At 39.9% G+C, this 12,983-nt stretch carries 11 protein-coding genes; 9 read left to right on the top strand and 2 right to left on the bottom strand.

Annotated features, from left to right (window positions below; genetic code table 11):
* Positions 1-8: 8 nt before the first annotated feature.
* Together K6T82_RS18230 and K6T82_RS18235 are read left to right on the top strand one after the other, a co-directional pair.
* Positions 9-1,208: a hypothetical protein gene (locus tag K6T82_RS18230; RefSeq protein WP_223708833.1), complete on the top strand. Its 1,200-nt coding sequence runs from the start codon at positions 9-11 to the stop codon at positions 1,206-1,208.
* A 25-nt stretch (positions 1,209-1,233) separates the two neighbouring features.
* Complete coding sequence (locus K6T82_RS18235) at positions 1,234-2,097, top strand: DUF4238 domain-containing protein (protein WP_223708835.1); 864 nt, start codon at positions 1,234-1,236, stop codon at positions 2,095-2,097.
* Positions 2,098-2,138: 41 nt separating this feature from the next.
* Here the strand turns inward: K6T82_RS18235 and K6T82_RS18240 are convergent, their stop codons facing one another.
* Positions 2,139-3,815: an AraC family transcriptional regulator gene (locus K6T82_RS18240; protein WP_223708837.1), complete on the bottom strand. Its 1,677-nt coding sequence runs from the start codon at positions 3,813-3,815 to the stop codon at positions 2,139-2,141.
* A gap of 350 nt (positions 3,816-4,165) precedes the next feature.
* On the opposite strand from K6T82_RS18240, the gene K6T82_RS18245 reads away from it, so the two are divergent.
* From K6T82_RS18245 to K6T82_RS18275, 7 genes are all read left to right on the top strand, one after another.
* On the top strand, positions 4,166-4,876 hold the full coding sequence (locus K6T82_RS18245; protein ID WP_223708839.1) for a hypothetical protein: 711 nt from the start codon (positions 4,166-4,168) through the stop codon (positions 4,874-4,876).
* Positions 4,873-5,136 carry a hypothetical protein gene (locus tag K6T82_RS18250; protein ID WP_223708842.1) on the top strand — a complete coding sequence of 88 codons (264 nt, stop codon included), beginning with the start codon at positions 4,873-4,875 and terminating at the stop codon, positions 5,134-5,136. Before K6T82_RS18245 ends, K6T82_RS18250 begins: the two co-directional genes overlap by 4 nt.
* Positions 5,137-5,198: 62 nt before the next feature.
* On the top strand, positions 5,199-6,047 hold the full coding sequence (locus K6T82_RS18255) for an AraC family transcriptional regulator (protein WP_223708844.1): 849 nt from the start codon (positions 5,199-5,201) through the stop codon (positions 6,045-6,047).
* Positions 6,048-6,219: 172 nt separating this feature from the next.
* The gene (locus tag K6T82_RS18260) at positions 6,220-7,062 is read left to right on the top strand and encodes an RteC domain-containing protein (RefSeq protein ID WP_223708846.1); all 843 of its coding nucleotides are present in this window, start codon (positions 6,220-6,222) and stop codon (positions 7,060-7,062) included.
* A 243-nt stretch (positions 7,063-7,305) separates the two neighbouring features.
* Positions 7,306-7,602, top strand: coding sequence for a helix-turn-helix domain-containing protein (locus tag K6T82_RS18265; RefSeq protein WP_223708848.1), 297 nt, complete (start codon positions 7,306-7,308; stop codon positions 7,600-7,602).
* An 81-nt stretch (positions 7,603-7,683) separates the two neighbouring features.
* The gene (locus tag K6T82_RS18270) at positions 7,684-9,120 is read left to right on the top strand and encodes a DUF3945 domain-containing protein (RefSeq protein ID WP_223708850.1); all 1,437 of its coding nucleotides are present in this window, start codon (positions 7,684-7,686) and stop codon (positions 9,118-9,120) included.
* A 3-nt stretch (positions 9,121-9,123) separates the two neighbouring features.
* Entirely contained in the window at positions 9,124-11,208 is a 2,085-nt protein-coding gene (locus tag K6T82_RS18275; RefSeq protein WP_223708852.1) for a type IA DNA topoisomerase, read from the top strand.
* Positions 11,209-11,354: 146 nt separating this feature from the next.
* Here the strand turns inward: K6T82_RS18275 and K6T82_RS18280 are convergent, their stop codons facing one another.
* Positions 11,355-12,983: a type I restriction-modification system subunit M gene (locus K6T82_RS18280; protein ID WP_223708854.1), complete on the bottom strand. Its 1,629-nt coding sequence runs from the start codon at positions 12,981-12,983 to the stop codon at positions 11,355-11,357.

Below are 12,983 nucleotides of genomic sequence, written 5' to 3' on the forward strand. Positions count from 1 at the left end.
GCCAGAACATGGAAAAAACTCAAAAAACTTTTGATTACTTATTAAGAGATTTCGAACCAAATTTACAATACCAAGATACTTGGATTCCATACGAAAACACAGGAAGCAAGATGCTGGAACGATATCATGTGGAATTACCCCAAGAACTAAAAGTCAGATATCCTTTTATCGTCTTTTTAATGTTCAAGGTGATTAAGGGATATCCTAATCTTGGGATGTTTGAAAAGATATTATGGGAAATCCCGATATTCTATAAGGGCGTCCAGCTTGTGCTTGCACACAAGAAATTCGGCTTCACTATATCTGCTAACCAGAAAAATGAAAACTACGAAAGCATCGCACTTGAAGCTATGGCTGCAATCCATAAAGCGATTCCCTTTACAGAAGCTCTAGTCAATCCAATTATCCATGAAAAGGTAAATCAGGGCGATGTTACAATTGAGAGTAAATATACCAAGATGAGGAACCGCTACTTGTTCTTTAGGGAAAAAGCACTTCATGGCAATACAAATGACACAGAGAAGCTGAGTGAACTTAAGGCTGACTCCGGGATAGCCAATTTTAAAGACGGAGAATCTTTTCAGGCACATTTTGATCTAATGTCCCGCTATTCGTCAGCGAAGACTTATTATCTCCTGGCAATGATTGATGCGTATTTCAGTCTGCTGGAACATATATCCATATTATTACTGCCATTTGTGAAAGAGATAAAGATCAAAGAAATAAAACTGGATCATTTTATGGGCTTGACCTGGAAGGCGAAGCTAAGGACGGTGCTGCAGTATAAGACCAACAAGAGTGCATTAAAATATTTGGAAATCCTTGATGAGATAAAAGAGCAGATTAGAAATCCTGCGTCTCACGGGGACTATTATAAGAACGGGAGTTCCTTTTATGTCCATATTAGAGGGACGGGTGCTATACCATTTACCTTGACTCAGGCAAAACAAAATTTTAAATTCAGCGAATCCGGCAAGACCTTTATATCAATTGAGAATATCGTTAAACATTTTGATGATTTTGATGAATATTTGGAAACTTCAAATACTTGTTTTGGCATGATGTATATAAAAAAGAATTTACCTGTAGCATTTGATAGCAAATCTGTTGCTACATGCAGACGAAGAATAAGAACTGAAAAATCAACAAAGAGATATATTGCCGACTCAATCCGTGAGATAGAAAATGCAATGAATATGGATTGGTAAAGTATGTTAGAGAAAAAATTAAACGATGGAAAAATCAAAGAGGCATCACTATGTACCGAAGTTCTTCATAAAAAAATTTACGGATAAGGATGGGTTATTATATGTATATAATAAGAATGAGAATAGAATTCTGCGGATCAAGCAAAGCCCAAAAGCAATATTCTTCGAACTAAATAGAAATACGTTGAATTTAGGAGGTGAAGAGTTTGATAACTTGGAAAATCTTTATGCAGAACTGGACAGTGCAATTGCAAAGAATTTAGAAAATATCCTCAAACTCGACAATATAACACCTGAAGATATTGCTGGGATCGGAATGCTCGCCTCAATGCTGAAATGGAGAACTCTGGGAAAAGACGAAGAGTTTAACGAGATAAAAAATGTTTTAACGGCTGAGGATTTATCCATTAACATTAGTATAAAAGGTGACGGAAATACTAATGACAAAAAAGCTTTGGAACATATATATAATTCTGAAATTTTTCGTGAAACCAAGAGAGTTCTCTTGCCCATACTGCCATTATTGGACGGAAGTAAGCTGGCAGATATTCATAATAACAGTTTTATTAATACAAATGGAACATTTCCTGCTTTATTGGGTGATTCGCCCCTTATTGAAAGATCAAATAAGGACTTTAGGGTCCTGGAAAATTTTATACTTCCATTAAGTTCCGACAGCACATTCATTTATAAAACTAATTGCAGGAAACAAATAACTAATCCTATGTTTTGGATTCAAAGAGATTTAGCAGTATTACATCTAGCCGAGAAGTTTGTTGCTTGCAGCGATAGAGACCATCTCGAAAGAATCATTGAAATATATAGGATCTGCAAAGAAAATAATACAGAACAACAGATAATGAAATTCATTTTTGACATGATCGATTAATCAATCCATTTAATAACTTTATCAGATATAATGTATTGCTTTTATTCGCCCGCTGCCTCTTTCTGCAGTTCTTCGATGAAGTATTTGGGCGTTATCTTGGCTGAATTTAAAAATGCGTTTACAAATCTTCTGGTGCTACTGAAGCCCGCTTCCTCGGCAAGCGCTTCATTCGTATAATTCCTCAGGTGTTTTTCATTTCGAATTCTCTGGGCAATATTTTGTATTTTAAGATCATTGATGTATTCATTGAATTTTTTGTTTCGGTGCCGGGCTATAATCTGGGACAAGTATTTTGTATTAGTGCCACAATAAACCGCCAGCTTTGCCAGCTTCAGATCTTTCTCCAAGAACTTTCTGCTCTTTTCAAATTTTTGAAGGCTCTGCATTACGGCAGCTTCGGAATCCCTGCTGATTGGAAAATCAGTTTCCTCCGTTTTATTTTCCTTAGCCTTTTCTGAATCTTTTATCTTCTGCAGGAGTTCTTCGTACTTTAATCTTGCTTCTTTCTTATTCTTAAAGAATCTTACTATTACAAATGTTACAAAGATGAACATGGTGCCTGTTAAGGAGAAGGCGATCAGGTCATTGTATTTTCGGAGATCGAGCGATCTTTTTAGCTTTTTCTGATCCTGCACAAGTTCCTGCGTGTCGTATTCCTTGCGGATTTTTCCCTGAAGATAGGCGTAAGTGAGGTGCAGCTTCTTGTCCACCTCCAATAGTCTTTCCACATAAAAAAGATGGGTGCTGGCCATCTTTTTTTCTTTATAATAAGAAATCAGGAATTCATATGCCTCCCTTATATCGGGCCGGCAGTAATCCCTTTCCGTATAGGCCCTGTCAACTTTCTTAAAGAAGGCCACCGCCTTTCCTTTTTCTCCCAGTTCCCAATAACTTTTTCCAATATAAAAATACCCGACTGTCTCGTTGGCAAAATCTTTGTTTTTGCGGATGCCCGACAGTGAAGACTGTATTTTTTTGATGGCTATCGGATAGTTGTGGATCATGAACTGGTTAACACCTTCAGAGTGTGTGAAATAGGGTTCCATGTCAAAATTTCCCGTTCTTATCCCCTCTGCTATCCCAGTTTCGTTGACAGAGGTGCACAATCCATGATTGCCTACCATGTTATAGCACACGCCAAGAGAATGGAGGGAATTTAAGTAAGCTCTAACGTTACCCCGCTTAAAGTAGTTTAAGCAGTCCTTAAAAATTTCGATTGCTTCCTCATAAAAACCCAGATAATATTTGATCTGCGCGATATGATATCTGGTTTTATAGATAAGGTAATTATCGCCGGTCTTTTTCACATACTGGTCAGCAATAAGGTAGATATCCATCGCTTCTTTGAGGCGTTTCTGTCCATAGTAGGCAATCCCTTTGGAAAGGTAAGCCGAACCGATAATTTCATCATCATTTGATTTTTTGGCCGCCAGCACCATACTGTCCGCATAAACAAGCTTCAGCCTGTCAGGGGCATAGTGGACATAATTTTTGTAAGCGTTGGAAAGTTCCTCCCAGTTTTTCTCTGATTTTGCTTTAATCAGAAATGTCAAAAGGTAAATGGTTCTCTGTCCCTCGGAGATACTATCCTCTATACGATCAAACAGATAGTCAAAGTCCCTGCCCTTTAGTGTATCGGGAATCTGGGTTATATGCTTCTGCGCACCTGCACAATGAATGAAGCATAAAGATATTAGAAGTAAATATCTTACAATCATAGGTTAAGTATAAGCAGTTTCCATTGTCAGGAAACCCGATTTAATACAGCTAGTATTAATACAAGATCAAGGGGCTGCCCAGAAAGTTGTGAATCTATCAAAGATACTTAAAAATAACGAAAACTTAACATTGGAAAGCCGAAATAAGCATTGTCGATTTTCTGAAAAACGCTAGTAGAAAAACTGTAAATGTCCAGATAACCATTTGCCAGCGGGGTTTATAGCTGATAGTTTTGTCTGCGAATTCAAAAGCAAAGTCTGGCAAAAACCAGCAATCGTTCTGCTTTCTCCGCGGTGAAAAATGAACTGACGAAAAAAAAGTAATCAGTCACATTTAACACGAAGTACAAATGAAAAATTTAAAAGCATGGCTGCTAATCCTGCCATTTTTCACTATGGCATGTTCAGATGAATATGCAGAGGAAACTATAGAAACTTCATACCAAAACAAGAGTATGAAAAAAGCGGGCATGTCACCCGCGAATACTGCAAATCCATATGATTCAGCAGGAATGATACATAATGAAATCTTAGAGATTTTAGCCGATACTGATTTTAACTCAACCTCTGTTGAAGAGATTACGGTCCTGATCGATTCCGTATCGGCCGCACATCCGGAACTGATGCTGTCAACAGTTGATTCAACGCTTTCTTCGAGGGTCTTGGAAATCACAGGTATCATAAACAGCAGTGATCCGGTCAGTAACATACTTGGGGTATCAAGTCTGGGAACCTTGGCAAAGACAAGTTTTACAGCATTTTTAAATTCGCTCCTCCTAGCTTCAGACAGTCCTTATTCGGACATACATCCCATAATTGTCTCCTATGAGGCATCTGTTCTGAGCAGTCTTGCTTTCTCAGCGGATGAAAAACGAATAATCCTTACCGCGTCGTCGGTAGCACGATATTCGGTCGCTGAAAAAAAACGTAAGGATAAGGATTGGGAAACCTCGGTAACCAATATTGTCGCCGCTGTTTCGGGAGCCCAGAGCAACACTGCACTGGGCCTGAAAATGGCAGCGGCAGTTGGAATATGCCAGAACAATAACCTTGCACCTTGAGCTGGATAATCCAATTCCTGCAGCGCAATGAGCGGACCTCGGCTGTGATCATCAGTCTTCTGCTCATTGTGCTGAATGCAGGCGGCCTCTATTTCATCATAGATCTTATGAGCTATGATGAAATGGTGGGCTACCTCGAAGATGGGGGGATGAAAATCTCCAATCCCCGCAATTTTGTCTTTGGCCTGCTGATCACTGTGCTGCTAAATATACTGTTTGTGTTTGGCTCGCTGTGTTCGTGCCTTGCAAAATCTAAATAAGCAGGCTTTACAAAATCTGAAAACTTTCCTCACACAATAATCATCAAAAAAAAAAATGAATCTTGGAAACCTCAAATAATAAGCAATGGCTGACCGATTTAAAAGTCCTGTACCTTGCAGGTTATAAAAAACTCAGGATATATGATGTTTTTTCAAGCCCAGGGTGGTTTACTGTTATCATAGTGGTATCAGGTTCGGCAGCTTTCACGTGCGGCGGGTCAAGTATTGTTCTTTCAACGGGTGATATGTGCGTTGTTCCCCAAGGTTCTGAACTCACCAGTTTGAGCGGGCCTCTGCGGATATGCCTTCTGTCCTGCACTGTGGATTTCGCAGTTTCCAGCAGGGCTGTAAGATTTGGAAGCCCGTGTATTGAAGCACTGGTAAGCCAAGCGGTTGTAGTTCTGCCGCTCACCCCATCAGAAATGAGGCACATGATACAGCTCATTAAACTGCTGAAGAAAAAAATTTTCGCAAGGGACACACTTTTTCAAGATGAAATGGTGCTTTTATGTCTGCACCTTATATTTTATGAATTCTGCGGCTTGTACTATAAGAACGGACAGGATACTGCGCTGCTTTACAGCAGAAACGATAAAACCGCTTCAAATTTTATTATGCTGGTCCACCAGCATTGCAAAGTGCATCATGAAATTAAATTTTACGCCGATTCTCTATTTGTCAGCCAGGGACACCTTCGAAAAACAGTCCGCGGGGTTTTAGGAACTTCTGCCAAACACTTTATAGAAATGGCAGTGATAGCCGAAGCGTATCTGCTGCTTGCAGATGAAAATCTATCCATCGCCCAAATAGCCGAAAATTTAAATTTTAAAGACTCTTCATCCTTCAGCCACTTTTTTAAGAGGCATACCAGACTATCCCCATCCCAATACCGCCTTAACCTCAAATTTTAATTGATTCTTATCTGAATATATGTTTTAATCCGTTAAACCGTACTATCTTTTACTAATTGGTTTATTTGTGATAGCCCCGATTTGAAATTAAAGGCCTGTATGCTGATGCAGGGGCGGAATTTTTTATAGCCCAGAAATTTTTGTAAAAGATACTACATTAAATCCATGTGCTATGAAATCACTGAATTCAATTGTTTCCGAAATCCGCCTTATGGAGGACAAAGTCTCACGGGAGACTTCCGGCCTCATTGACGAAGCCTATCAAATGACGCTTTACCTAAAAGAACTCCTGCATACTGCAAGGGAATATATTTTAAGAGAAGGATTTAAAGACCAGACAGAGGAAATCGAATTCTTTCGTGATATTAAACCTCAGATTTTAGGAAAACTAATCTACTACAATAAGGTTTTTCGAATAGAAACGGTATGTCCTGTCAAGGACGGTAAGATGTACCAGAAATTTTTTACTTCACAGCTTCAGGTGCTAAAACAGGAATTTAAGGAACAGATCTGCGGCTCACATTTTTACAGGTATTACAGGTCAGGGAGAACTGACCGTGATCAGGAATATTTTATGCGCGGGAAGATAAATTACAGGGACGGGCTTAAAAGCTATGTTTTTGAAATAGACCACAGGTTCTCTACGTACTATGATTCCAAAGCAGCCCGGATTATGGCCAACGACCTTATCTATACCTATCTAATATCGAAGATCAATCCTGAGGAATCCCGAACTTCGTTACTGGGTGATGCGGAGTCTACGAAAGATATATTCTGGACAGATTCCAAAAATGCACTTATTGAACTTATTTACGCCCTGTATGCTTCAGGGGTCATCTCGCATGGGAAGATCGGAATCCGAAAAATAACATTAGTATTCCAGGTGATTTTTAGAATTCCTTTGGGAGACATTCATCATTCCTTTCATCGGATGAAGGAACGTGCCGGTACAAGGACCGCATTCCTGGATCATCTGAGGAATTCTTTGGAGCAGTATATGGATAAAGGACTGTAGGTCAGCTTGGTTTCCCTTCAGTTTTAAGCAGTGCATTGGCACTGCTTTTTTTATGCCCATGTCTGCCAATGGGCGGAAGATAAAAGCGCCGGTTTACAGCTGTGATTAACCTGCCAAACACGTCCTTTTTAAAACTTTTTTTCAATTAATGTATAGAAAAAATGCCCGTGCCAATGGGCAGGACTTGGCAGAGAATGATTTTCTCATGTGCCAATTTTGTGCTGTAAACTAAAAAAATTAGCCATGAATATCGACAGAATTGAATTTACCGCCTGGATGGAGCGAATCATGGAGAGGTTCGACCTTTTGGCTGATGCTGTCAACTTAACAAGGAGCCAGCATACAGCAGTTGACGGAGAAGAGCTGCTGGACAATCAGGATGTCCTGCAGATGCTAAAGATAAGTGCACGATCCCTGCAAAGGTATCGTTCCTCGGGCAGGCTGCCGTATTATACGATCAGCGGAAAAATATACTACAAGCTTTCTGATATACAGCAGTTTGTCAGGGAGAGCTTCAGCACGACAAAAGCCATCGGATGACAAATCATGCCTGCCGACGCAGATTAACATTCGGTAATACAGTCTGCATTTAATTTCGGATTAAACTTAAAATTTCAGATAATGAACGAAGAACAAAACGCAGAAAATCAACATCCTGACGAGCAGCTGTCAGAGATATTACTTGTACTGGATAAGGAAAAAAAGAAAATACAGGCAGTGAAAGGTATTGACGAGAATGGAAACCTCGAAACAGTTGATGCGAGTAAAAAGAACCAAAGCCAGTTCATGCGGGTGGACAAAACAGGAGATCTATTCTCCAACTTCTTCTCGAACTTCTGGAGGCAGCTCAATGATCCTACGAAATTCAATTTTTTTAAGGTTTCATCAGTCGATGCCGTCCCTCTGGCCAAGGAGCTGCAAAAACAGGTTGATGCACCCACCAAAGAAGGACAAGCACTTATGGCAAAGCACGAAGTTGCCCAGGGGCAGGAACAACAGAAATTAAATAAAAATGATATGGAAACAACACCAACAAAAGAGTACCGCTACCAGCCGGAACAGATCGACTGGGAAACTATGAACAATCTGGGACTTACCAGAGAGAAGCTCGAAAAGAGAAACCTGCTCGAACCGCTGCTTAAAGGATACAAGACCAATGAGCTTGTACATATCAGCATCAATCTTGGCACCGCCATAAGCCATATGGATGCCAGGCTTTCACTTCAGACCGATAAAGACGGCAATGTTGTAACGGCGATCCATGGAATCCGTGAAAAGCCGAATCTGGATTTCCCTTTTTTCGGGCATGAATTCACAAAGCAGGACAAAGAGAACTTATTGAATACGGGTAACATGGGACGCGTAGTGGATCTGATCAATACAAAAAGCGAGGGAGAAAAAAAGGAAACTATTCCATCCATCATCAGTGTGGACAGGCTTACCAACGAACTGGTGGCACTGAAAACAGAGTTTATTAAAATCCCAGATGAAATTAAAGGGGTAAAATTAAATGATGAGCAGAAGCAGACGCTTATGGAAGGCAAACCTCTTTATTTGGAGGGGATGATTTCCAATAAGGGAACAGAGTTCGATGCAAATGTTCAATTCAATGCAGACAAGCGTTTTGTGGAATTCCTTTTTGACAGGGGCACTTCTAATAAACAGGAACAGAGCACACAGCAGGGCCAAACGCAGGAAGTTCCGAGAGCCTTTCGAGGTAAAGAACTTGACAACGAACAGTATGAGAAGTTTAAAGATGGGCAGACGGTTTATATCAGCGGGCTTGAAGATAAAAAAGGGAAAGCATACACCGGTTACATTACTTTAAATAAAGAAACCAATAAAATAGATTTTTCCTTCCAGAATCCCGATAAACTCAAAACGCAGGCAAAAGCTGTTGAGAATCACAAAACACAGACAGCGGTCAATTCGGAAGGAAAGACTAGCGAAGCGACAAAGAATTTAAAAGAGCCTTTAAAATCCGGCCAGACAAATCCTGACAGCCATCAGCAGGAACAGCAGGACACGCCAGCCAAATCAAAAGGCAGAAAAATGTAGTGTATGAAAACAATAATTGCAGAAAAACCAAGTGTAGCAAGGGAAATAGCCGTCCTGCTGGGTGCGTCCGATAAAAAGGACGGCTACCTGACAGGTAACGGCTATTTTGTTACATGGGCATTCGGCCACCTGATAGGATTGGGAATGCCTGAAGACTACAGCATTTCGGGGTTTGACAAAGCCGTTTTGCCAATATTGCCGAATCCATTCTTACTGACTGTGCGAAAAGTCAAAAAAGACAAGGGGTATATCGCCGATGCTGGTGCATCAAAACAGCTGAAAATAATCAAGGAGCTGTTTAATAAATGCGACAGTATTATCGTGGCAACCGATGCAGGACGCGAGGGCGAACTGATCTTCCGGTATATTTATGAGTTCCTGAAATGTAACAAGCCCTTTGAACGGCTTTGGATCAGCTCGCTTACCGAAAAAGCCATTAAGCAGGGATTTGACAATCTTAAAGACGGAAAAGAATTCGACGGATTGTATCAGGCTGCGCAAGGCAGGAGCCGTGCCGACTGGCTTGTGGGTATCAATGGAACACAAGCACTCTCCATCGCGGCAGGAAGCGGAGTCTATTCACTCGGGCGAGTGCAGACACCTACGCTCGCCCTGATCTGCAGACGCTATTTGGAAAACAAAAACTTCACGGTTAAAAGCTACTGGCAGATTGAATTATTGCACAGCAGAGAAATGGTAGATTTTAAAAGTATGTCCAAAACAAAATGGGATGATAAAAAAACCGCCGATGATATGCTGAAAGCAATCCAGCGAAGCGGCACAGTATCAGTAACATCGATAGAAACCAAAACCATTACAGAACAGCCTCCTTTATTGTTTGATCTTACCGGACTGCAAAAGGAAGCCAACAAAAAGCTGAACCTTTCTGCTGAGGAAACTCTCAACATTGCACAGAGCCTTTATGAAAAGAAGTTTATCACATACCCGCGTACGGGTAGTAAGTATATCCCTGAAGACATGTGGACTGAAATACCCAGCCTGGTTCGGGCTCTGCAGGACCGTGATTCCTGCAGGCAGGCCATAAGCAAAATGAAATTGGGGCGCCTGGGCAGGCGCATAGTAAATGATCTTCGTGTTACCGACCATCATGGTCTTTTGATTACCGATAAGATACCTTCGGTCCTCAGCGCTAAGGAAAATTCAATTTATGATATGATTGCACTGAGGCTGCTCGAATCCATTTCTGAGACCTGCGTCAAGGAAATAACCGATGTAGATTTACAGGCATTGCATTCCAATTTTTCGGCAAAGGGCTGTAAGGTTATCGAAGCCGGCTGGCGCAGTATTAAAGGAAGTTTCTCTGAAGATGATACCGAACCTTTACAGGATCTTCCCGAACTAAAAAAGGGCGATGAACTGAAAATAAGGGAGGCTGCCGTTTTGGAAAAGAAGACCAAACCGCCGGTTCTTTACACAGAAGCTGGACTTTTATCGGCAATGGAAACCGCCGGAAGAGAAATTGAAAACGAGGAAGAACGAAAAGCCTTAAAAAATATTGGTATCGGCACGCCCGCTACAAGAGCTGCCATTATCGAAACCCTGTTTACCCGAAGCTACATAATAAGGGAAAAGAAATCCCTAGTGCCAACTGAAAAGGGGCTGCAGGTGTACGGGCTGGTCAAAGAAAGGAAAATTGCGGATGTGGCAATGACCGCCGAATGGGAACTGGCTTTACAGAAAATCGAAAACAACGAAGCAGATGCAAAGACGTTCCAAAAGGAAATGGAAACATATGCCAAATCCATCACCGAAGAACTGCTGCAAACTTCCATCGCAAATATCAATCAGCCTAAGCTTATCTGTCCTAAATGTAAAGGCCATCTGCTAAACGTGCGCGACAAGATCGTGAAATGTCCCGATGAGGTGTGCGGCTGGGTGCAGTTTCGGAATGTCTGCGGTGTACAGCTAAGTGTCAATGATATTGAAAGCCTGATTACCAAAAGAAAAACCGGTCTTATAAAAGGAATGAAAAGCAGGGCAGGAAAAAAATTCAATGCCTATATCGTGTTAGATGCCGAGTGCAAGACCTCTTTTGAATTTGAGAAAAACAAAACCCACAAAGATTGATGGAGAATATACTAACCATCACTTCAATGAAAGCAACTTGATTTAAACCACCTGACAAACAAGTGACGTTGATCAGTGATTTTGTTTTCGATATTGAGTAAATTATAAACCCTCCAGCTTGGAGGGTTTAAATCGTTTTTTTAAAATTAAATTTTTTTCAAACCAAGTTCTTTCAAGAATTCATTGTGCTTGTTTGTACTCGTTAAAATTTTTTTATTTATATCTTCAAGTTTGTTATTGATTTCGTTCAAATCAATTTGAATATCATCCTCTGCGGGGCTTACATATCTTGAAATATTGAGATTAAAATTATTCTTTTCAATTTCATCCATATAAACCCTACGAGCATACCTTTCAATATGATCAGGTCTAAATTGATAAGTCTCGACAATTCTTCGAATATGTGCTGGTTCTAGAGAGTTTTGTCTTTTTCCTGGTTTATAATGTTCGGAAGCATTAATAAATAACACATCATCGTACTTTTTACATTTCTTCAAAATTAAAATACAAACAGGAATACCAGTTGAATAGAATAGATTAGAGGGTAATCCAATAACTGTATCTATATGATTATCTTTTAATAATTTAGTTCTGATCCGTTCTTCCGCTCCTCCACGAAACAAAACACCATGGGGCAATATGATAGCCATAGTACCCTCAGCACTTAGGAAATGAAAACCATGCAGCAAAAATGCAAAGTCAGCAGCAGATTTAGGAGCTAACCCATGACTTTTAAAGCGAAAATCTTCAGCCATAGTATCATTTGGCTCCCAACGTAAGCTAAAAGGTGGATTAGCAACAATTGCATCAAATTCAACTTTCTTACTCGGATTCATTTCATTTAAAATATCCCAATGATTGAGTAAGGTGTCTCCGTGGAAAATCTCAAACTCGGTATCTTTCATACCGTGTAATAGCATATTCATCCGGGCAAGGTTATATGTTGTTATATTCTTCTCTTGTCCGTATATTTTATTGACAGCTCCCTTTGCATTTCTAATTTGGTTTCTCACATTCAACAATAGAGAGCCAGAACCGCAAGCAAAATCAAGTACTTTGTCTAGTTTATCTTTTCTCCCCGACGAAGGGTCTTGACTATCAAGCGTTACAATTTCCGATAGAATGGTTGAAATTTCCTGTGGCGTGTAAAATTCACCAGCTTTTTTACCTGAACCTGCTGCAAACTGCCCAATTAAATACTCATAAGCATCCCCTAAAGTATCTGTATCAGTAGTAAAATCGGCTATTCCTTCAGAAATTTTCTGAATGATATTGCAAAGCGTTTTGTTTCTATCTGTATTAGTTTTTCCTAATTTATCTGAGTTTAAGTTAATTTCGGAGAATAGTCCTTGAAAAGCACTGTCAAAAGATTCATCTTGAATGTATTTAAAACCTTTATTTAAAGTTGGTAATAATTCATCGTCCTGAGTTCTAGCCATCTCAGTGATATTACTCCACAAATATTGCGGTTTTATCACATAATGAACCTTTCTTCTCATTTGTTTTTCAAACTCATCAATGTCATCATTATTACTCTCATACCATAGTTGAAGTGGTGTTGTAACTCCAAATTCTGAAATGATATTTAAATCAGTTTTCGGATAATCTGAGCCTAATTCTTTTTTAGCTGCTTCTTCATAATTACTTGATAGATATCTTAAAAATAAGAACGATAACATATAATCACGGAAATCATCCGCATTCATTGCACCTCGTAATTCGTTTGCTATATCCCAAAGGGCTTTGCCCAATTTTTGTTGATCTTTTTGTGTCAT

This window comes from Flavobacterium potami (genome assembly GCF_020026915.1).
GTDB classification, from domain to species: domain Bacteria; phylum Bacteroidota; class Bacteroidia; order Flavobacteriales; family Flavobacteriaceae; genus Flavobacterium; species Flavobacterium potami.

Coding starts and splice junctions, on each gene's coding strand:
- K6T82_RS18230 (WP_223708833.1), top strand. CDS start 9: ATGGAAAAAACTCAAAAAACTTTTGATTACTTATTAAGAGATTTCGAA.
- K6T82_RS18235 (WP_223708835.1), top strand. CDS start 1,234: ATGGAAAAATCAAAGAGGCATCACTATGTACCGAAGTTCTTCATAAAA.
- K6T82_RS18240 (WP_223708837.1), bottom strand. CDS start 3,815: ATGATTGTAAGATATTTACTTCTAATATCTTTATGCTTCATTCATTGT.
- K6T82_RS18245 (WP_223708839.1), top strand. CDS start 4,166: ATGAAAAATTTAAAAGCATGGCTGCTAATCCTGCCATTTTTCACTATG.
- K6T82_RS18260 (WP_223708846.1), top strand. CDS start 6,220: ATGAAATCACTGAATTCAATTGTTTCCGAAATCCGCCTTATGGAGGAC.
- K6T82_RS18265 (WP_223708848.1), top strand. CDS start 7,306: ATGAATATCGACAGAATTGAATTTACCGCCTGGATGGAGCGAATCATG.
- K6T82_RS18270 (WP_223708850.1), top strand. CDS start 7,684: ATGAACGAAGAACAAAACGCAGAAAATCAACATCCTGACGAGCAGCTG.
- K6T82_RS18275 (WP_223708852.1), top strand. CDS start 9,124: ATGAAAACAATAATTGCAGAAAAACCAAGTGTAGCAAGGGAAATAGCC.
- K6T82_RS18280 (WP_223708854.1), bottom strand. CDS start 12,983: ATGACACAAAAAGATCAACAAAAATTGGGCAAAGCCCTTTGGGATATA.